This window comes from Yersinia bercovieri ATCC 43970 (genome assembly GCF_013282745.1).
GTDB classification, from domain to species: domain Bacteria; phylum Pseudomonadota; class Gammaproteobacteria; order Enterobacterales; family Enterobacteriaceae; genus Yersinia; species Yersinia bercovieri.
The window spans coordinates 4180437-4199894 of sequence record NZ_CP054044.1 but is presented as its reverse complement, the minus strand read 5'-3'; the positions used below and the strand labels follow the sequence as shown (position 1 = coordinate 4199894).

Sequence of the window (19458 nt, the reverse complement as noted above, 5' to 3'; positions counted from 1 at the left end):
CAATTAACAGCCCGAAAGGGCTGTTTCCATACCCGCTACCGCACTTATCACGGCATCGGTGAGTCGGGTCAAAGCTTCGGGTGAGATGATATAAGGCGGCATAAGGTAAATAAGCTTGCCAAAAGGCCGAATCCACACGCCGTGTTCGACAAATCCCCGTTGCAGACGGGCGACATTAACCGGTTCTTTCATCTCCACTACGCCGATCGCCCCCAACACCCTCACATCCGCCACGGCGTGATGCTCTGCCAGCGGCAGTAGCGCCTGCTTCAATTGGCTCTCTATCGCGCTCACCTGCTGTTGCCAGCGATTCTCCGCCAACAGATTAAGAGTGGCGGAAGCCACGGCGCAAGCTAATGGATTTGCCATAAAGGTTGGCCCATGCATAAAGCAGCCAGCATCACCATTACTGATGGTTTCTGCTACCTTACGGCTGGTCAGTGTGGCGGATAATGTCAGATAGCCGCCGGTCAGCGCCTTACCCAGACAGAGAATATCGGGCACGACCTGCGCGTGTTCACAAGCAAAAAGCTTGCCGGTACGGCCAAAGCCAGTGGCTATCTCATCGGCAATCAACAAAATTTGATGCTGATCGCACAGCGCTCTAACCTGCCGTAGATAGGTGGGGTGATAAATTCGCATCCCGCCTGCGCCTTGCACTATCGGCTCTAGGATCACCGCCGCAATCTCGTCACAGTGCGCGGCAATCATGGTGGCGAAATCAGTGATATCGTCAGGGTTCCACGCCTCATCGAAACGGCATTGTGGCGCAGTGGCAAACAGATTTTCGGCTAAATAGCCCTGATACAAGCTGTGCATTGAGTTCTGAGGATCACAAACCGACATCGCACCGAAAGTATCGCCGTGGTAGCCATGGCGCAGGGTCAGGAGCCGCTGACGCCGTTCCCCTTTGGCCTGCCAGTATTGCAGTGCCATTTTCAGCGCCACTTCGACCGCCACCGAACCCGAATCCGCTAAAAAAACGCACTCCAGCGCCGGGGGAGTTATGGCGACCAACTGCCTGCACAGCTCCACAGCGGGGGGGTGGGTAATGCCGCCAAACATCACGTGCGACATCTTATCTAACTGCTGATGTGCGGCCTGATTCAGTGCCGGATGATTATAGCCGTGAATAGCTGACCACCATGAAGACATGCCATCAATCAATCTTCGACCATCTGCCAGCTGTAGCTCAACCCCCTCAGCGGCAACCACCGGATAGCAGGGCAGAGGGTCGGTCATTGAGGTGTAGGGATGCCAGATATGGCGTTGATCAAAAGCCAGGTCAGAAGGTGTCATGAGAGTTTACTGTAAACCAATTTGCTACAAGAATGGTTGACAGTATATCGAGTTTATTTACACTGACGACACTTTTTTCTCTTCTTTGGAGAAGCCGTAATGGCAAATTATATCCGCTGGACAGTCGGGCAAGCCCAGGCCCTGTTTGAGAAACCGCTGCTGGATTTACTGTTTGAAGCTCAGCAGATCCATCGTCAGCATTTTGATCCCCGCCAGGTGCAAGTCAGTACCTTACTCTCGATTAAAACCGGTGCCTGCCCGGAAGATTGCAAATATTGCCCACAAAGCTCGCGTTACAAAACCGGGCTGGAGAGCGAACGGCTGATGCAGGTTGAGCAAGTGTTGGCGTCCGCTAAAAAGGCCAAAGCGGCCGGCTCCACCCGCTTCTGTATGGGGGCTGCGTGGAAAAATCCCCATGAGCGCGACATGCCTTATCTGGAGAAAATGGTTGAGGGCGTCAAGGCGATGGGCATGGAAACTTGCATGACACTCGGCACACTGGATAAACAGCAAGCTCACCGTCTGGCAGATGCAGGGTTGGATTACTACAACCACAATCTCGATACCTCACCGGAATTCTACGGCAGCATCATCACCACCCGCAGCTATCAGGAGCGTTTGGATACCCTCAGCGAAGTACGCGATGCCGGTATCAAAGTCTGTTCCGGCGGCATCCTTGGACTGGGGGAGACAGTCCGTGACCGCGCCGGATTGCTGGTGCAGCTAGCGAATCTGCCCAAGCCCCCTGAAAGTGTCCCCATCAATATGCTGGTCAAAGTGAAAGGCACGCCGCTGGAAAATAACGATGATGTCGATGCGTTTGAGTTTATCCGCGCCATCGCGGTGGCGCGCATCATGATGCCCACCTCTTACGTCCGGCTCTCTGCCGGCCGCGAGCAGATGAACGAACAGACACAAGCCATGTGCTTTATGGCGGGTGCCAACTCCATTTTCTACGGCTGCAAATTGCTTACCACACCGAATCCAGAAGAGGATAAAGATAGGCAACTGTTCCGCAAATTGGGGCTGAATCCCCAACAGACCGCCACTGAGCAAGGGGATCGCGAGCAGCAGCAAGTATTGACCGAGCAATTGTTGCACAGCGATTCATCACCTGAAGACCGCGTTCAATTTTATAACGCGGCGGTGTAATGAGCTGGCAAAGCAAGATAGAGCAAGGGTTGCAACAGCGGCGTGCTGCGGCGGCCTACCGCAGCCGTCAGGTCAATGATGGGGCTAACGGGCGCTGGTTGCAGTCCGGCGAGCGGCAATATCTCAACTTCGCGGGTAATGATTATCTGGGACTCAGCCAGGATGCCGCGGTGATTGCCGCCTGGCAGGAGGGCGCACAGCGCTACGGGGTTGGCAGTGGTGGCTCGGGCCATGTGACCGGTTACAGCCAGCCCCATGCCCGATTGGAACAACAACTGGCCGATTGGCTGGGTTACCCGCGTGCACTGCTCTTTATCTCCGGCTATGGGGCGAATCAGGCGGTGTTGGCGGCCCTAACCAATGCCGATGACCGCATATTGGCCGATAAACTCAGCCACGCCTCGCTACTGGAGGCGGCTACGCACTCGCCGGCTCAGTTGCGGCGTTTTGCGCATAATCAGCCGGATTCACTGCAAAAGCTGCTGAGCAAGCCCTGTTGCGGCCAGACTCTGGTGGTCACCGAAGGCGTTTTTAGCATGGACGGTGACTGCGCGCCGCTGGCCGCGTTACAGCAACACAGCGCCGCCGCAGGGGGCTGGCTGATGGTGGATGATGCGCACGGCATTGGTGTGCATGGCGAGGGGGGGCGTGGCAGCTGCGCGTTACAAGGGGTGAAACCCGAGCTGCTGGTGGTGACCTTTGGCAAGGCATTTGGCCTTAGTGGCGCCGCGGTGTTGTGTCAGGAGCCGGTGGCTGAATATCTGCTGCAATATGCCCGCCACCTGATCTACAGCACGGCGATGCCCCCTGCGCAGGCCGTTGCTCTGCAAGCGGCACTATTACGCATTCAGCAAGGTGATGATCTACGCCAACAGCTTCAGCAACGTATCACACAATTTCGTCGCGGTGCGGCGGATTTACCCCTGTCATTAGGGGCTTCAGACACCGCTATCCAACCGCTATTGGTGGGGGATAACCGGCAAACAGTGGCACTGGCACAGCAATTGCGCGCGGCCGGTTTATGGGTGACGGCAATTTGCCCACCCACTGTCCCGCCGGGCGGGGCCAGATTGCGCATTACCCTTAGCGCCGCGCATCAGCCGGATGATATCGACCGATTACTGGAGGTGCTTTATGGCGCTTGCCACTGAAAATCTGCCGTCAGCATCAGTGGATAAATCCGCGATTGCCGCTGCATTTAGTCGGGCAGCGGGCAGTTATGACACGGCAGCCGATTTACAGCGCCAAACGGGGGAGACCCTGCTGGCGCTGGGCCATCAGCATAGCGGGGTGGCGGTGCTGGATGCAGGATGTGGCACCGGTCATTTCAGTCGCCGCTGGCGTGAGCTGGGCAAGCAGGTCATTGCGCTGGATCTTGCCGCGGGCATGTTGGATCACGCGCGCCTACAGCAGGTCGCAGACCACTATTTACTGGCGGATATTGAGCATATTCCGCTGCCAGATCAATCAGTTGATATCTGCTTCAGTAATCTGGCGGTGCAGTGGTGCGCGGATTTATCGGTGGCATTGGCACAGCTGTATCGCGTTACGCGTCGTGGTGGCATTATCCTCTTCTCTACCCTGGCGGAAGGTTCACTTGATGAGTTGGGGCAGGCGTGGCAACAGGTGGATGGCAAGCGCCACGTCAATGATTTCCTGCCATTTCAGCAGATTAGCGCCGCTTGTCTGGAGTACCGCCATCAGCTGATACCACAGTTATATCAGCAACAATTTCCAGATGTGATAGCCCTTATGCGCTCGCTACAAGGTATTGGCGCTACCCATTTACATCAGGGGCGTGAGGCCGGCTTGAGTGGTCGTCAACGTCTGCTGGGGCTGCAACGGGCTTATAACAGGCAAGCGGATCACTACCCGCTGAGTTACCATTTAGTTTATGGGGTTATCTATCGTGATTAAATCTTGGTTTATTACTGGCACTGATACTGATGTCGGTAAGACGGTCGCCAGTTGCGCCTTATTGCAAGCCGCCGCCCGGCAGGGCCATCGAACTGCTGGCTATAAGCCGGTCGCTTCCGGTAGCCAGATGACGGCGGCTGGTTTACGTAACAGTGATGCGCTGGCACTACAGGCGAATAGCAGTGAGGCGCTCGATTATGTGCAAGTCAACCCGCTGACGCTACTGGAAGCTACCTCGCCACATATTGCCAGCGAAAGTGAAGGGCAGCAGATTCATTTATCTGCCCTATCGCAAGGCTTACGGCAGCTTGAACCATTAGCTGACTGGATAGTGGTAGAGGGGGCTGGCGGCTGGTTTACCCCACTCTCCGCGCAAGCCACTTTTGCTGATTGGGTGCAGCAGGAGCAATTGCCGGTGATTATGGTGGTTGGGATCAAGCTGGGATGCATCAATCATGCACTGCTGACTGCGTTGGCTATTCGGCAAGCGGGTTTGACTCTGGCCGGTTGGGTCGCCAATGAGGTCATGCCAGCAGGAGGGCGGCAAGCAGAGTATCTGGCGACATTGACCCGGATGCTCGATGCACCGCTACTGGGTGTTGTCCCCCATCTGACTGATCTTAATCAGTATCCGGTCACTGAACGTCGTGATCTGGGTGGCTTTCTCGACTTGAGCTTACTCTTCACCACAGACTTACACTCCACCACAGACTTACACTCCACCACAGATAAGTTAACGGCGTAAGTGCGAACTGATAAAAGGGAGGTTGATGACAAACCTATTTTGTCACTCCGAAACTGGCGGGGCGACTGCACCGATGGGCGCTCCGACGGTTCACGCCGTTACGACCCATTCGGCACATTTCCCCGCTTATCAACTTTGCCAGCAGTCTGAGGGCTAATAACCACTATTAGCCCGATAATTTTTGCGGCGCCATCGCCGCGGTCGGCCTGATGAGTTGCTACGCTGGGCTGCATCAACTGGCCAAATGCTCAATAATCATATCCTCATCCAACTGATCCAAAGTCCCTTGCGCCACATTTCTCCCGCCCGCCATCAGGCAAAATCGATCCGCCACATGCTGAATCAGTGGTAATCGATGCTCAACCAATAAAACGGTCAAACCCAGGCTACGACTGAGTTGATGCAGGATATTGCCGATATCTTCACTCAACGGCGGCAAAGTGCCGCTCCCCGGTTCGTCGAGGATCAGTAGCTCCGGCTCCGCCACCAGCGCTCTGGCGATAGCCAACTGCTGTTGTTGATTGCGGGTGAGTTCGCCACCGCGTTGGCCACGTTTGTCATACAACTGGGGGAACAAATCAAATACCCAGCCTGGAATATGGCGCGACTTATGACGGCCCGCCAACACGGCGATCAGCATGTTCTCCTCGACACTCAATTGAGAAAAAATCTGCTGCCCTTGAGGAACATAACCGATACCCAGCGCAGTGCGCCCCTCGACCGGCTGCTGTAGCAAGTTTTGCGGCGGCTCATGGTTGGGCTGCCAAGTCATAGTGCCACTCTTAATTGGCAAATGGCCCATGATGCAATTAATTAACGTGGTCTTCCCGACACCATTGCGCCCAATCAGACAGGTGCATTGCCCACGGGGAAGCTCCAGATTGATATCCCAAAGGATATGATTCTGTCCATAGTATTGATTTACGGCGGTTAAACTCAGCATCAGTGCTTCTCCTCAGTCGATCTCAGTGGTTCACAGGTGGCCCAGTGTTCTGTAACGGCTAGTGAAGGATTAACCAGCAAATCTGCATACTTGATAGTGGCAGTACAGCATAAAACACCACACTTATGGCGGGTGGTTGTTAGTGTAAATTGAGCTAAATTTGGCTAATAGCGGTATAAAAACGCAATAACGGGCTATTTCTACTGCTAATCACCCCGCCTATTGGATAATTATCAGCCTATTGATGCGCTGCACCGATTTAGGTCATTTAACCTCTAATTTCTCTATTTCACAGAGATATAAAGCAACTCTTGGGCCAAGTTGGCGTAGATAGCGGTAAAACGCGTATGTTAACGAGCTGTAAATGGTTTTGACGTGGGGCGATAAGTGAAAGTCATTTAACCGGTGAGAAAAAGGCGGTGAGTGGCGGATGAGTTGCACCCAAGCGGTGCTCTGATGGAGATCTTGGTGCAGAAAAAACAGATCGGTGAAAATGATTGGCGCAGGGAGCGCAGAGGAGGAAACTTTAGACTTAGTAAGTCGAGTAGTTAGTTCTATTTGAAATATATGCTGAAATAAAAATGTAAAAAAAACACTAAAAAAGCTAATTAGTCCCTATTTCATCGTGAAGCTTTGCTTTTCGCCAACTCCCAGCCCCCATGGGGTTGAATGAGTTATCCACCATTCCTGTGGATAACCTTGTGCATTAGCCATAGAAAACTGATGGCAAGCGAGAGCGGGCGCGGCTTCTGACCCTGTTGTCCGGATTCTCTACTTTTAAAAAATACTATTTATTTTCAATTGGTTAATTAAAATCAAGCATCCTAAATTATAATCAGTGGTGATGGGTGGTCTTTAATCAATTAACTATCACTAAAGTGTTTCTGTTAACCCTTGGGGATAAAAATACCTTTACAGTGCAGCTACCGTCTGGGTGTCGCTGTCACGAAGCAATTCGGTGCGTAATTAAAGAAATTCCTACATTTTGGTGCTTGAAGCTGGTTTTATATCCAGTATCATAGGGGTGGCAAAATTTTATGGGGCTTTCATAATTAGCCTCCTGATAGTGTGTGTTCCTCCGGCGGGTAGCAAATTGATGAGTAAAGCATTCAAACTACATTCTGAGTTTAAGCCTGCGGGCGATCAACCTGATGCCATTCGTAAACTGGAGGAGGGGCTGGAGAATGGTCTGGCCCACCAGACACTGTTAGGGGTGACGGGATCAGGTAAAACCTTTACGGTCGCCAATGTCATTGCTGACTTAAATCGGCCAACTATGGTGCTGGCACCGAATAAGACATTGGCCGCCCAGCTTTATGGCGAGATGAAAGAGTTTTTCCCCGATAACGCGGTAGAGTATTTCGTCTCCTACTATGATTATTATCAACCCGAAGCCTACGTCCCCAGCTCCGACACCTTTATCGAAAAAGATGCCTCGGTAAACGAACATATCGAGCAAATGCGGCTGTCCGCCACCAAAGCACTGCTGGAGCGGCGAGATGTGATTGTGGTGGCCTCGGTCTCCGCCATTTATGGTTTGGGTGACCCCGATTTATACCTGAAAATGATGCTGCATCTGACCAAGGGCATGATTATCGATCAGCGCTCAATATTACGCCGCTTATCAGAGTTGCAATACAGCCGTAATGATCAAGTGTTTCAACGGGGTACTTTTCGAGTGCGTGGTGAGGTTATCGACATCTTCCCTGCCGAGTCTGATGAGTGGGCGCTGCGGGTTGAATTGTTCGATGAAGAGGTTGAACGGCTCTCGATATTTGATCCACTGACCGGCCAGTTGCAGCATGAGGTGCCACGTTTTACGGTTTATCCGAAAACGCACTATGTGACCCCAAGAGAGCGCATTTTACAGGCCATGGAAGAGATCAAAGTCGAACTGGCTGAACGGCGTAAGGTACTGTTAGACAACAATAAACTGTTAGAAGAGCAGCGCATTGCTCAGCGGACTCAGTTTGACCTCGAAATGATGAATGAGTTGGGCTATTGCTCCGGCATCGAAAACTACTCCCGCTACCTTTCGGGGCGCGGCCCGGGTGAGCCGCCGCCGACGCTATTCGACTATCTGCCCGCCGATGGTTTGCTGATTGTCGATGAGTCCCACGTGACTATTCCGCAAATTGGCGGCATGTACAAAGGTGACCGTTCACGTAAAGAGACACTGGTCGAGTATGGATTCCGGTTGCCATCGGCACTGGATAACCGCCCGATGCGTTTTGAAGAGTTCGAGGCCTCGGCACCACAAACTATTTATGTTTCAGCAACGCCGGGCAAGTATGAACTGGAGAAGTCCGGTGGTGATATCATTGAGCAAGTGGTGCGGCCGACCGGCCTGCTTGACCCATTGATTGAAGTACGGCCTGTCGCCACGCAAGTAGATGATCTGTTATCCGAGATCCGTATTCGTGCTGCGATTAATGAGCGGGTGCTGGTGACCACCTTGACCAAACGAATGGCTGAGGATCTGACTGAGTATCTCACCGAGCATGGTGCACGGGTGCGTTACCTGCATTCGGATATCGATACCGTGGAGCGGGTAGAGATTATTCGTGATTTACGTCTGGGTGAGTTTGATGTGCTGGTGGGCATCAACTTGCTGCGGGAGGGGTTGGATATGCCAGAAGTTTCACTGGTTGCTATTCTCGACGCCGATAAAGAGGGTTTCCTGCGCTCTGAACGCTCCTTAATCCAGACCATTGGCCGCGCGGCACGTAACCTCAATGGCAAAGCCATTCTCTATGGTGACCGAATTACCGCCTCGATGGAAAAAGCCATTAGTGAAACGGAGCGGCGGCGCGCTAAACAACAAGCTTACAATGAAGAGCGTGGCATTATTCCGCAGGGGCTTAATAAGAAAATTGGTGACCTGCTACAACTGGGTCAACCCTCTACCCGTGGTAAAGGGAAAGGGCGGGGTGGTAAAGCGGCAGATCCTAATAATTACATGTCATTACCACCGAAAGCACTGGATCAGAAAATCCGCGAGTTGGAAGCCAAAATGTACACTTACGCGCAGAATCTGGAGTTTGAGCAGGCGGCAGAACTACGTGATCAAGTTCATCAATTGCGGCAACAGTTTATCGCCATCTCCTGATGAACTTAGCTCGCTAAGGGAACGGGTGATTAATCGGGAATTTTGCTTGTCGCATCAGCCAATCCTGATTACTGTGTGCGGCTGATAAAATTGTCACCTAATAAAGTGTGAGATAAATAATGAGTGATCACTTATCCAAAGACCCGCTGCACGGTATTACGCTGGAGCAATTGCTGACCAAATTGGTGGAGCACTATGGCTGGGAGGAGCTGGGATACCGTATCCAGATCAACTGTTTCACCAGTGATCCCAGCATTAAATCTAGCCTGAAGTTTTTGCGCCGTACCCCATGGGCACGGGCTAAAGTGGAAGCACTCTATATCCATACCATTGATAATGCGGCGTTGCAGGCTAAATCCAGGGAGTCACGCTCTTAGCTCATTCTAGGTGGAAGCAGTACCACCCAGTTGTTGCAAAGTGGCTTCCAGTGCCAGACGCAGTAGCTCGCGGTCATGGCGATAAGGAATATCTTTAGCTTCCAGCGGTTGCTGGACAATAATTCGATCTGTTACGCCACTGATATCAATCTGTGGGCTGACAATTGCCGCATCAATAATTTTGCGGCCAATTTTGCTCTCCATAATAGCCAGTTTTTCTTGCAGTGAGAGCGCCGCCGCCGCCACACTTAGTTCGCGTCCCAGATTGCCAATATAGATCATACTGGCAGAGCTGCGGCGTAAAGCTTGGGTTAAATCATCCAGCAGCAGCAGTGGCATCAGGCTGGTTAAAAAGCTGCCGGGGCCGATCAGAATGACATCTGCCTGACCAATGGCTTCGATTGCCTCCCGCGTCGCGTGGACATGAGGTGACAACAGCATCTCTTGCGGCATCTGAGCTAACTGGTCGATATTCACCTCACCATAAACCGGGTGTCCTTCACTATCGATAGCCAGCAAATCTACCGGGTGTTCGGACATTGGGATGAGCCAGGCATCCACTTTCAGCAAGCTACGTACCAGATTGATGGCTTCAATTGGCCGAATACTAAGATGATCCAGTGCTTTGAGCATTAGATTTCCCAGATTGTGGCCCGCCAATTCACCATTACCAGTAAATCGGTATTCGAACATGGCAGAGGCCACACTTGGCTCAGTAATCAATTGATTAAGGCAGTTTCGGGTATCGCCCCAGGCAATTCCGCCTTCTGAACGGCGTATGCGCCCGGTCGAACCGCCATTATCGGTGGTGGTAACAATACCTGTCAGGCGCGAGCCTAAAGGGGAGAGGGCTGACATCACGCGGCCCAGTCCATGACCGCCGCCTAATGCAACCACCCGATCGAGATCCGCTAATGTGCGATTTCGCATATTTTTCCTGTCTAAATATTGTTGCTTGGTTCTAATTACGGATACCTGCCATCTTTTCAATTGTAGGTGCCTTTATGCACCTTGAAATCTATTGGGTATCGCTAATGGTGGAATTGCTGCATAAGTTAACGGATTTGTCGCGACAACGCGATAAAAGTCATGATTTTCGTGATTTTAAACAAGGTATTAGCCGTCAGTAAAATAATTATCAATCACCGTGAGTTGTATTAGCTAAGTCGTTGTATATAAAAATATATAGCGAAAAACTGCGATTGGCTATCCTGTCGTTTTAGCGTTAGAATCTTGAGGAAAAGTGGGGTTTTTAGCCTGTTGCTGCTGTTATTGACTCCACTTTTTAAAACCATGGTTCAGTACAGTGCACAAACTGCGACTGAACATAAACTCCTAGCCTTGGTGTCTACGTTGTCCGGTGTCGCGAATACGTTTTTCGTTTACCGGCAATATGATGCTCTGGCCGTGGCTTTAAGCCACCAGGGTGCGAGGTAGAAATGCCTGCATCTCCCGTATTTGGAAAGGTGTTATGGTACAACTTACTGACGCATTTGCGCGCAAGTTCTATTATTTGCGCCTATCGATCACCGACGTGTGCAACTTTCGCTGCACCTACTGTCTGCCCGATGGCTATCGCCCCGACGGGCTAAAAAGTTTTCTGAACCTTGACGAGATAAGCCGCGTTAGCCGCGCCTTTGCTCTGTTGGGAACGGAAAAAATCCGCCTGACCGGTGGTGAACCCTCTATGCGGCGTGATTTTACCGATATTATCGCCACTATCCGGCAAAATCCCGCGATCCGCACATTAGCGGTGACCACCAATGGTTATCGTTTAGCGCGTGATGCCGCACAATGGCGGCAAGCTGGGCTGACGGCGATTAACGTCAGTGTCGATAGCCTCGACCCACGGCAATTTCATGCCATCACTGGGCAAGATAAATTTCATCAAGTCATGCAAGGCATTGATGCGGCTTTTGAGGCCGGTTTTGACAAAGTCAAAATCAATGCGGTGTTGATGCGCGATGTCAATGATCGCAATTTGAGCGCCTTCCTGAATTGGATAAAACCGCGACCGATCCAACTGCGATTTATTGAACTGATGGAAACCGGCGAGGGCGGTAATCTGTTCCGCAAACATCATATCTCCGGTGGCGTCATCCGCCAGCAATTACTCCAGCAAGGTTGGCAGCAGAAAGAGCGTGCGCGCAGTGATGGCCCGGCTCAGGTCTTCCATCACCCTGATTACTTGGGGGAAGTGGGGCTAATTATGCCGTACGAAAAAGAGTTCTGCGCCAGTTGTAACCGCTTGCGTGTTTCAGCGCTGGGGAATCTGCATCTATGCTTATTTGGCGAACAGGGCATTACGCTGCGTGATCTGCTGGGTAGCGACGATCAGCAAGATGAGTTGATGGCACGGATTCAGAGTGCACTGCAAACCAAAAAACAGACCCACTTTTTGCATCAGGGCAACAGCGGCATTACGCAGAACTTATCGTTTATTGGCGGCTAATGCCCTAAAACGTCAGCACGAAGGATTGACTTATGACACAACTGACCCACATCAACGCCGCAGGCGAAGCCCACATGGTGGATGTGTCCGCTAAAGCCGAAACCGTGCGCGAAGCGCGGGCGGAAGCTTTTGTTGAGATGCAGGCGGCGACCCTGGCCATGATTATTGAGGGTAGCCACCACAAAGGTGACGTGTTTGCCACGGCACGAATTGCCGGCATCCAAGCCGCTAAGCGCACTTGGGAACTGATCCCTCTGTGTCATCCGCTACTGCTGACCAAAGTGGAGGTTCAACTGGAAGCGCAGCCAGAGCACAACCGGGTGCGTATTGAGTCCTGCTGCCGCCTGACCGGCAAAACTGGGGTCGAAATGGAAGCCCTGACGGCGGCTTCAGTGGCGGCGCTGACCATTTACGATATGTGCAAAGCGGTACAAAAAGATATGATAATTGGCCCGGTTCGCCTGCTGGCGAAAAGTGGCGGGAAGTCCGGTGATTTTAAGGTGAACCCATGATTCAGATCCTCTTTTTTGCTCAAGTACGTGAATTGGTGGGCACTGACCGCCTGCAACTGGCCGCGGAGTTTCCCACCGTCGAAGCCCTGCGACAGTCGCTGTGTCAACGAGGTGAGCGCTGGCAGTTAGCACTTGAAGAGGGCAAGTTGCTCACGGCGGTCAATCAATCATTAGTTAGCGCCCAGCATCCACTGGTAGCGGGTGATGAAGTGGCTTTCTTCCCACCGGTAACCGGGGGTTGATGATGGATCACACCCGAATCTACGTTGGGCCAGAAGCGTTTAACGTCGGCGATGAATATCATTGGTTATCGCAGTGTGATGAAGATGGTGCCGTTGTGACCTTTACCGGCAAAGTGCGCAACCACAATTTGGGTGAGAGTGTCAGTGCATTGACGCTGGAACACTACCCCGGCATGACCGAGAGAGCGCTGGCTGAGATTATTACCGAGGCTCGTAGTCGTTGGGCCTTACAGCGGGTCGCCGTGATCCACCGCGTCGGGCCGCTATTCCCCGGTGATGAAATCGTCTTTGTCGGCGTGACCAGTGCTCATCGTGGCATGGCGTTTGATGCGGCTGAATTCATTATGGATTACCTTAAAACGCGTGCGCCTTTTTGGAAACGGGAAGCTACTGCGCAGGGTGAGCGTTGGGTTGAATCGCGGGACAGTGATCATGCGGCCGCTAAGCGTTGGTAAATGGTACGTAAACCCATGTAAAGATCAGTGCTAAATGCCTATTTTTACTCCCTTGTTTAGGGTGGTTCTGTGGTAACCTAAAAGAGTCGGTGGGCTGTCAGTTGATAGCCTGTTTCATTATTTATATGCATAAGGTAACTACCATGGATCGCTATCCACGCTCTAATGGTTCTATTGTCGAACGTGCCAACACTGGCATTCAGGCATATATGGCGCAGGTATACGGCTGGATGACCTGTGGTCTGTTATTAACGGCGGTTGTCGCCTGGTACGCAGCGAATACCCCTGCGGTACTTAACTTTATCTTCTCTAGCCAAATCACCTTTTTCGGGCTGATTATTGCTCAGTTAGGTTTGGTGTTTGTGATTTCTGGCATGGTTAATCGCCTGAGTGGTTCGATGGCAACCAGCTTGTTTATGCTCTATTCCGCGTTAACGGGTCTTACACTCTCGAGTGTATTGATCATGTATACCGGTGCCTCCATTGCCAGCACCTTTATCATTTGTGCGGGTATGTTTGGCGCGATGAGCTTCTACGGTTACACCACCAAGCGCGATTTGAGCGGCATGGGCAGCATGCTGTTTATGGGTCTGATCGGTATCGTTCTGGCATCGGTTGTTAATATCTGGCTGAAAAGCCCAGCCTTAATGTGGGCTGTGACCTATATCGGCGTGTTGGTGTTTGTTGGCTTGACCGCGTATGACACCCAGAAGCTGAAAAATATGGGTGCACAGCTAGATGCTAACGATAAAGATAGCTTCCGCAAATACTCTATCGTCGGCGCATTGACCCTGTATCTTGATTTTATCAACCTGTTCCTGATGTTGTTGCGGATTTTCGGCAACCGTCGTTAATAGGACGTCGCCAGCTTAAGCTGGTGGCTTGAGGTTTTGAAGAAGGACACGAGGTTATTGATAAAGTGCCGGTTGCGGAGAGAACAGCTAGATCGTAAAGACGCCGTCAATCCATCCCTGGAGGCTCGAGCCGCGCCATCCTTGGCGCGGACGCTTTACTCTTCTATCCGTCCTCTCCGTTCCAGATCGCGTCATCGGGTTTTGTCAGTAGTCTGAAGGACACCAATCTGGTGTCCTTTTTGTTTGGGCCGAATATCAACTGAAACCAGATCTGATCCCCTGCCAACTAAACTTAATCCCTTAGGCTATTTTCCGCCTAAACATCCCATAAGCCGCACTCCCCGTCGTGGCGGTGATCACCAACAGCGGCCACAAACTGTGCCAGATAATATCGAAACTGGCATCCTTGAGATAAATCTGTTTGGTGATATCAGTAAAGTGGCGAATAGGATTTATCCAAGTGATGTTTTGTAGCCAAACTGGCATGTTCTCTACTGGCGAGACATAACCAGAAAGTAGGATCGCCGGCATCATAAACACAAACACGCCGATAAATGCCTGCTGCTGAGTGGAGCACAGTGATGAGATTAGCAAGCCAAAACCCACTAATGACAGCCCATAGAGCAGCATGGTGCCGTAAAATAGTGCCAGTGAGCCGGCAAACGGGATCTGGTAGAAAAAGATGCCAATAAACAACACGATACTTGCCTGGAAGGCGGCAACAATCAGCGCCGGAACGGCCTTGCCGATAAAAATCTGCCAGGTGGTCAGTGGGGAGACCAGCAACTGTTCCAGAGTGCCTTGCTCGCGCTCACGCGCCACCGAGAGTGCAGTCACAATCAGTACGCCGATGGTAGTTATCATCGCAATCAATGACGGCACTACAAACCATTTGTAGTCCAGATTTGGGTTATACCAATTTCGAATTACTAACTCACTGTTATTGGGCTTAATTTGGCCAGCGGTTAGCTCTAGCTGGTAATCACGCACGATTTGCTGAATGTAGTTCGCCGCAATCTGCGCACTATTAGAGTTGCGCCCATCCAGCACTAACTGTAACTGAGTGGTTTTACCGTTCGCCAAATCCGCACTGAATTGTTCCGGGAAGCGAATTAACAGCAGCGCTTTCTGGTTATCAATCACCGGTTGGATCTCTTGCGGGCTATGCAGCAGCAACACATGGGAAAATGCTTCGGCTTTCGCCAAGCGCTGGGTGAGTTCCACCGAGGCTTTGCCGCTATCTTCGCTGTAAATGGCGATAGTGGCGTTGGTCACTTCCAAAGTGGCGGCGAACGGGAATAAGATCACCTGCAATATCACCGGCATGATTAATATCGCACGGGTTTGCGGTTCGCGTAATAGCGACTGTAACTCTTTAATAATCAATGTGTAGAGGCGATGAAACATATTTTGCTTCCTTCCTTTAATCTCACCGATGCTTAATCTAATCTGCGTTGCGTTTTCCATGCCGTCAGGCCGATAAACACGGCCGCCGAGGCTATCAGAAACAGGAGATTAACCACCAACACGGTTGTGATATTTCCCGCCAGGAATAGGGTTTGCAGGCTGCTGACAAAGTAGCGGGCAGGAATGATATAGGTCACAGCGCGCACTATCGCAGGCATGCTATCAATTTCGAAAATAAAGCCCGATAGCATCACCGCCGGCAGAAATGCGGCGTTCAGTGCCACCATGGCCGCATTGAATTGATTGCGGGTGATGGTTGAAATCAGTAGCCCCATCCCCAGCGTGCTGGCTAAAAACAGGCTGGTCATGACAAACAATATCCACAGTGAGCCGCGATAGGGCACGCCCAGAATAAATATCGCCACCACCATGCAGAGTGTCATGGCTATCATGCCGAGGACGTAATAGGGGATAAGTTTTGATAGCAGTAACTCGCTGCGCGTGACCTGAGTCGACAGCAGCGCCTCCATGGTGCCGCGCTCCCATTCACGGGCGATCACCAGTGAGGTCAGAATTGCGCCAATGACCGTCATGATAATGGTAATTGCGCCGGGAATAATAAAGTGTCGGCTGATGGCGGCGGGGTTAAACCAATAACGAACCTGAACTTCAATCAGCGGATCACTCTTTTGCCCTAGATTTTGCGCCTGTTGTTGCTGCCAGAGTTGCCACACGCCTTGCGCGTAGCCTTGCACAAAGTTGGCGGTATTTGGCTCGCTGCCATCGGTAATCACCTGGATCGGCGCCTGACTCTCTGGCCGCGCCAGTTGCTCGGCAAAATCATTTGGAATGACGATTAAGCCGCGAATTTTCCCCGCTTGCATTGCCTGAATCAGTGCCGGACGGTTATCACTGATTTGCGGCGTAATATAGGGCGAGCTGGCAAAGGCATTCGCCAGATCCTGCGCCGGTTTGCTCTGCTGCTCCATTAAAATGCCGAGGTGCAGTTTGCTGGAGTCCAGATTGATGCCATAGCCAAAAATAAACAGCAGCAGCAGCGGGATGACGAAGGCGATCAGCCCGCTGCTGGGATCACGTAGAATTTGGCGGGTCTCTTTCCGGCATAAGGCAAGCAGGCGACGCCAGGAAAACCCGGTGTCCTGATAAGTTTCGCCCTCATTTACCGACGATCTATTTGTCGGCGACTGATTTATTGGTAATGGATGTGGCTCGGTCATGACGATTGCTCCTGATCGTTTTGTTGGTCATAGCGCTGAACCAACCCGATAAATGCCTCTTCCATTGATGGGTTAAGAATTTCATCAGTGGCCACCTGCTGCTTTAGCTCATCCGGTGTGCCCGCCGCAATAATTTTGCCACGGTAAACCAGCCCGATACGGTCGCAGTACTCCGCCTCATCCATAAAGTGGGTGGTCACCATGACGGTCACCCCTTTATCGACCATCCCATTGATATGCAACCAGAACTCGCGGCGAGTTAGCGGGTCGACCCCTGATGTTGGCTCATCAAGAAACAAGATATCCGGCTCATGCATCAAGGCGCAGGCTAGCGCCAGCCGCTGTTTAAACCCCAGTGGTAGTGAGTCCGGCGTCTGCTTAAGAATCGGCGTAAAATTAAAGGCTGAGGTCATGTCTGCTATTTTGTCGCGCTGCGTTTTGCCTCGCAGGCCATAAACACCAGAGAAAAATTTTAGATTTTGTTCAACTGTCAGATTGCCGTACAGCGAGAATTTTTGCGCCATATAGCCCAAATGTTGTCGCGCCTTGCCGGAGCTGGTTTTCAGATCCATCCCCAGCACCAATGCATTACCGGAACTGGGTACTAGCAGGCCACACATCATCTTAAAAGTGGTCGATTTACCGGCACCATTTGGCCCGAGTAGGCCGAAAATCTCACCGCGCTTCACCTTAAAATTCACATGGTCAGTGGCGGCGAAATCACCAAATTTTTTGGTTAACTCTTGGGCTTCAATCACCGTCTCATCATGGCTGCCTTCCACTTTCGGCATGATTTTCGCCAGTGCTGATTCACTGGCTGGGCCACCGCCCAACAGGTCGATAAAGGCATCTTCAAAGCGGGGTTCAGCCTCCATCATCTCGGCATTGGGCTGATTGAGCAGGGGCAGTAGTTGGCGGTGATCAACCTCCGGCTTGAGGATCAGTCGCACATATCTCCCCTGAATCACCCCGTCACTGACCTGCGGCAAGGTGAGGGCGTGTTGCAACAGTTTGCGGTGGGTGCCCGTTTGGGCGGCCACCATAATTGTCCGGCCACTCATGCGCTGGGTGAGACTCTGCGGCGCACCGCTATACAGCAATTGACCCTCATTCAGCAGCAAGACTTCACGGCACTGTTCCGCTTCATCCAAATAGGAGGTGCTCCAGAGGATGAGCATACCGTCGCTCGCCAACTCATGCACCATGCGCCATAACTCGCGGCGTGAGATGGGGTCGACCCCCACACCCGGCTCATCCAGTAGCAGGACTTTAGGTTGACCGACCAGAGTACAGGCCAGGCCCAGCTTCTGTTTCATCCCGCCGGACAGTTTGCCCGCTAAGCGTTCAGTAAAGCGGGTCAAATCAGTAAAGGTCAGCAGGCGTTCAAATGTCTGGCGGCGCTGTTCGCCGGTCACCCCGCGCAGATCGGCATACAGCGTCAGGTTCTCCATCACCGTGAGATCTTCATATAAACCAAACTTCTGCGGCATATAGCCGAGAATTGAGTGCAACTGCCGATCGTTTTCCAGCGGATCGAGGCCCACTACTGTCATCTTGCCCTGACTGGGTTTGAGTAAGCCGGCCAACATACGCAGCAAGGTGGTTTTACCGGCGCCATCCGGCCCGACTAAACCGGTGACCGCGCCACTGCGGATCTCGGTCGTCAGGCTGGCGACAGCAGGATGATCCAGTCCGGGGAAGCGCTTTTCAACGCCATCCAGAGTAATGAGATGCTGGATTCCATTCATAGCTTATGCCGCCTTAAGGTTGTGCAAAACGGACGGTGACCGGCATACCTTGTCGTAGCGACTCATCAGCGTCTGTGATGATAATTCGCAAGCGATAAACCAGGTCGGTGCGCAAATCCGGCGTTTCGACACTTTTAGGGGTAAATTCGGCGGTCGGCGACACGAAACCTATCTTGCCGTGATAAGGCTTGTCCGGGCGTCCATCGGTAAAAACTTCCACCTGTGTACCGGGGATAGCTCTATCTAAGTTGCGCTCACTGACATAGGCGCGCACCCAGACCGGATCGGTCAGTGAGAGGGTAAAGACAGTATTACTGGCGGATAAAATGGTTCCCGGTTCAACCGCCCGGGTCAGCACGGTGCCTGCTGATGGGGAGAGTAGGATGGTGTCTTGCAGATTGAGCTGGGCTTGGGCCAGTTCAGCCTCAGCCTGGGCCAGATTGGCCTCCGCCTGAGCAATTTCCTGCGGACGATTACCACTTAAATATTGAGCGAGCTTATCTTTCGACGCTTGCAGATTGGCCTGCGCCTGATTACGCGCCGTGCGGGCATTTTCCAGCTCGTTAGCGGAGGTCGCTTTGCTGGCCCACAACCCCTGCTGCCGTTTCAGGAAGCTATCGGCGTAGCTGAATGCAGCCTCACGTTGGGAAACCTCAGATTTCACCTGCGCTATCTCTTCGTCGCGATAGCCCGCCTTTAGCAACGCCAGCTGCGCCTGCGCACTTTGCACATTGGCTTGCGCCTGCTTGAGCGCATTGAGATAGGGGCCGTCATCCAGTTTCCCCAGCAGTTGCCCCGGCTGAAGCTCATCCCCCTCATCAACCGCCAGCGATGCCAGACGGCCGCCGACCCGGAAACCCAGATTCACCGTGCGGATATCCACATTGCCGTATAAGGTCAATGATGAGTCATGTTGCTGACGATAATAACGCCATCCGTAACCCATCGTCGCCAACAGGGCGACAATCACAACGGCCACTATAATCTTCTTGCGATTCATAATGCTCC

18 protein-coding genes and 1 riboswitch are annotated in these 19458 nt (G+C 52.2%); of the genes, 11 read left to right on the top strand and 7 right to left on the bottom strand.

The features are described 5' to 3' along the window. Positions 1-3 precede the first annotated feature (3 nt). Positions 4-1299, bottom strand: coding sequence for an adenosylmethionine--8-amino-7-oxononanoate transaminase (bioA, locus tag HRK25_RS19010; RefSeq protein WP_005276747.1), 1296 nt, complete (start codon positions 1297-1299; stop codon positions 4-6). Positions 1300-1398: 99 nt separating this feature from the next. Between bioA and bioB the strand changes: the two genes are divergently transcribed. Genes bioB through bioD form a run of 4 tightly spaced genes read left to right on the top strand, consistent with a single transcriptional unit; the run spans position 1399 to position 5113 of the window. Continuing rightward, positions 1399-2451, top strand: coding sequence for a biotin synthase BioB (gene bioB / locus HRK25_RS19005; RefSeq protein ID WP_032898396.1), 1053 nt, complete (start codon positions 1399-1401; stop codon positions 2449-2451). Continuing rightward, positions 2451-3602 (top strand): 8-amino-7-oxononanoate synthase, encoded by a 1152-nt coding sequence (gene bioF, locus HRK25_RS19000; protein ID WP_005276748.1) that lies wholly within the window; start codon positions 2451-2453, stop codon positions 3600-3602. Before bioB ends, bioF begins: the two co-directional genes overlap by 1 nt. Continuing rightward, positions 3586-4368 (top strand): malonyl-ACP O-methyltransferase BioC, encoded by a 783-nt coding sequence (bioC, locus tag HRK25_RS18995; protein WP_032898397.1) that lies wholly within the window; start codon positions 3586-3588, stop codon positions 4366-4368. Before bioF ends, bioC begins: the two co-directional genes overlap by 17 nt. Continuing rightward, positions 4361-5113: a dethiobiotin synthase gene (bioD, locus tag HRK25_RS18990; RefSeq protein ID WP_086018788.1), complete on the top strand. Its 753-nt coding sequence runs from the start codon at positions 4361-4363 to the stop codon at positions 5111-5113. The genes bioC and bioD overlap by 8 nt, the downstream gene beginning before the upstream one ends. A gap of 232 nt (positions 5114-5345) precedes the next feature. Here bioD and HRK25_RS18985 read toward each other — a convergent pair whose 3' ends face one another. Beyond that, on the bottom strand, positions 5346-6056 hold the full coding sequence (locus tag HRK25_RS18985) for a branched-chain amino acid ABC transporter ATP-binding protein (protein WP_005276754.1): 711 nt from the start codon (positions 6054-6056) through the stop codon (positions 5346-5348). Between the two features lie 1096 nt (positions 6057-7152). Between HRK25_RS18985 and uvrB the strand changes: the two genes are divergently transcribed. Beyond that, the gene (uvrB, locus tag HRK25_RS18980) at positions 7153-9165 is read left to right on the top strand and encodes an excinuclease ABC subunit UvrB (RefSeq protein ID WP_032898398.1); all 2013 of its coding nucleotides are present in this window, start codon (positions 7153-7155) and stop codon (positions 9163-9165) included. A 119-nt stretch (positions 9166-9284) separates the two neighbouring features. Then, positions 9285-9542, top strand: a complete 258-nt coding sequence (locus tag HRK25_RS18975) for a VF530 family protein (RefSeq protein WP_005276758.1) — start codon at positions 9285-9287, stop codon at positions 9540-9542. A 6-nt stretch (positions 9543-9548) separates the two neighbouring features. Here the strand turns inward: HRK25_RS18975 and yvcK are convergent, their stop codons facing one another. Further along, positions 9549-10472, bottom strand: coding sequence for a uridine diphosphate-N-acetylglucosamine-binding protein YvcK (yvcK, locus tag HRK25_RS18970; protein ID WP_005276760.1), 924 nt, complete (start codon positions 10470-10472; stop codon positions 9549-9551). 390 nt (positions 10473-10862) lie between these two features. Then, positions 10863-11027, top strand: a riboswitch (molybdenum cofactor riboswitch). Here yvcK and moaA point away from each other — a divergent pair. The 5 genes from moaA to HRK25_RS18945 all read left to right on the top strand — a co-directional run bounded on the left by moaA (position 11014) and on the right by HRK25_RS18945 (position 14057). Further along, complete coding sequence (gene moaA / locus HRK25_RS18965) at positions 11014-11994, top strand: GTP 3',8-cyclase MoaA (protein WP_032898399.1); 981 nt, start codon at positions 11014-11016, stop codon at positions 11992-11994. (Overlaps the previous riboswitch by 14 nt.) A gap of 32 nt (positions 11995-12026) precedes the next feature. After that, a complete protein-coding gene (moaC, locus tag HRK25_RS18960; protein WP_005276766.1) occupies positions 12027-12506 on the top strand; it encodes a cyclic pyranopterin monophosphate synthase MoaC in 480 nt (159 codons plus the stop codon). Continuing rightward, positions 12503-12748 carry a molybdopterin synthase sulfur carrier subunit gene (moaD, locus tag HRK25_RS18955; protein ID WP_032898400.1) on the top strand — a complete coding sequence of 82 codons (246 nt, stop codon included), beginning with the start codon at positions 12503-12505 and terminating at the stop codon, positions 12746-12748. The genes moaC and moaD overlap by 4 nt, the downstream gene beginning before the upstream one ends. Before the next feature lie 2 nt (positions 12749-12750). Further along, on the top strand, positions 12751-13203 hold the full coding sequence (gene moaE / locus HRK25_RS18950) for a molybdopterin synthase catalytic subunit MoaE (protein WP_032898401.1): 453 nt from the start codon (positions 12751-12753) through the stop codon (positions 13201-13203). Between the two features lie 143 nt (positions 13204-13346). Further along, positions 13347-14057 carry a Bax inhibitor-1/YccA family protein gene (locus HRK25_RS18945; protein WP_005276770.1) on the top strand — a complete coding sequence of 237 codons (711 nt, stop codon included), beginning with the start codon at positions 13347-13349 and terminating at the stop codon, positions 14055-14057. Between the two features lie 300 nt (positions 14058-14357). Here the strand turns inward: HRK25_RS18945 and HRK25_RS18940 are convergent, their stop codons facing one another. The 4 genes from HRK25_RS18940 to hlyD are packed head-to-tail and all read right to left on the bottom strand — an operon-like array spanning position 14358 to position 19450. Next, a complete protein-coding gene (locus HRK25_RS18940; protein ID WP_005274364.1) occupies positions 14358-15464 on the bottom strand; it encodes an ABC transporter permease in 1107 nt (368 codons plus the stop codon). A gap of 32 nt (positions 15465-15496) precedes the next feature. Continuing rightward, complete coding sequence (locus HRK25_RS18935; protein ID WP_032897924.1) at positions 15497-16702, bottom strand: ABC transporter permease; 1206 nt, start codon at positions 16700-16702, stop codon at positions 15497-15499. Then, entirely contained in the window at positions 16699-18450 is a 1752-nt protein-coding gene (locus HRK25_RS18930; protein ID WP_005274369.1) for an ATP-binding cassette domain-containing protein, read from the bottom strand. The genes HRK25_RS18935 and HRK25_RS18930 overlap by 4 nt, the downstream gene beginning before the upstream one ends. Before the next feature lie 13 nt (positions 18451-18463). Then, positions 18464-19450 carry a secretion protein HlyD gene (hlyD, locus tag HRK25_RS18925; RefSeq protein WP_032897925.1) on the bottom strand — a complete coding sequence of 329 codons (987 nt, stop codon included), beginning with the start codon at positions 19448-19450 and terminating at the stop codon, positions 18464-18466. Positions 19451-19458 lie beyond the last annotated feature (8 nt).

Bases quoted from the DNA above. Each gene is read 5' to 3' on its own strand.
- bioA (WP_005276747.1), bottom strand. From the start codon at position 1,299: ATGACACCTTCTGACCTGGCTTTTGATCAACGCCATATCTGGCATCCC.
- bioB (WP_032898396.1), top strand. From the start codon at position 1,399: ATGGCAAATTATATCCGCTGGACAGTCGGGCAAGCCCAGGCCCTGTTT.
- bioF (WP_005276748.1), top strand. From the start codon at position 2,451: ATGAGCTGGCAAAGCAAGATAGAGCAAGGGTTGCAACAGCGGCGTGCT.
- bioC (WP_032898397.1), top strand. From the start codon at position 3,586: ATGGCGCTTGCCACTGAAAATCTGCCGTCAGCATCAGTGGATAAATCC.
- HRK25_RS18985 (WP_005276754.1), bottom strand. From the start codon at position 6,056: ATGCTGAGTTTAACCGCCGTAAATCAATACTATGGACAGAATCATATC.
- uvrB (WP_032898398.1), top strand. From the start codon at position 7,153: ATGAGTAAAGCATTCAAACTACATTCTGAGTTTAAGCCTGCGGGCGAT.
- HRK25_RS18975 (WP_005276758.1), top strand. From the start codon at position 9,285: ATGAGTGATCACTTATCCAAAGACCCGCTGCACGGTATTACGCTGGAG.
- yvcK (WP_005276760.1), bottom strand. From the start codon at position 10,472: ATGCGAAATCGCACATTAGCGGATCTCGATCGGGTGGTTGCATTAGGC.
- moaA (WP_032898399.1), top strand. From the start codon at position 11,014: ATGGTACAACTTACTGACGCATTTGCGCGCAAGTTCTATTATTTGCGC.
- moaC (WP_005276766.1), top strand. From the start codon at position 12,027: ATGACACAACTGACCCACATCAACGCCGCAGGCGAAGCCCACATGGTG.
- moaD (WP_032898400.1), top strand. From the start codon at position 12,503: ATGATTCAGATCCTCTTTTTTGCTCAAGTACGTGAATTGGTGGGCACT.
- moaE (WP_032898401.1), top strand. From the start codon at position 12,751: ATGGATCACACCCGAATCTACGTTGGGCCAGAAGCGTTTAACGTCGGC.
- HRK25_RS18945 (WP_005276770.1), top strand. From the start codon at position 13,347: ATGGATCGCTATCCACGCTCTAATGGTTCTATTGTCGAACGTGCCAAC.
- HRK25_RS18940 (WP_005274364.1), bottom strand. From the start codon at position 15,464: ATGTTTCATCGCCTCTACACATTGATTATTAAAGAGTTACAGTCGCTA.
- HRK25_RS18935 (WP_032897924.1), bottom strand. From the start codon at position 16,702: ATGACCGAGCCACATCCATTACCAATAAATCAGTCGCCGACAAATAGA.
- HRK25_RS18930 (WP_005274369.1), bottom strand. From the start codon at position 18,450: ATGAATGGAATCCAGCATCTCATTACTCTGGATGGCGTTGAAAAGCGC.
- hlyD (WP_032897925.1), bottom strand. From the start codon at position 19,450: ATGAATCGCAAGAAGATTATAGTGGCCGTTGTGATTGTCGCCCTGTTG.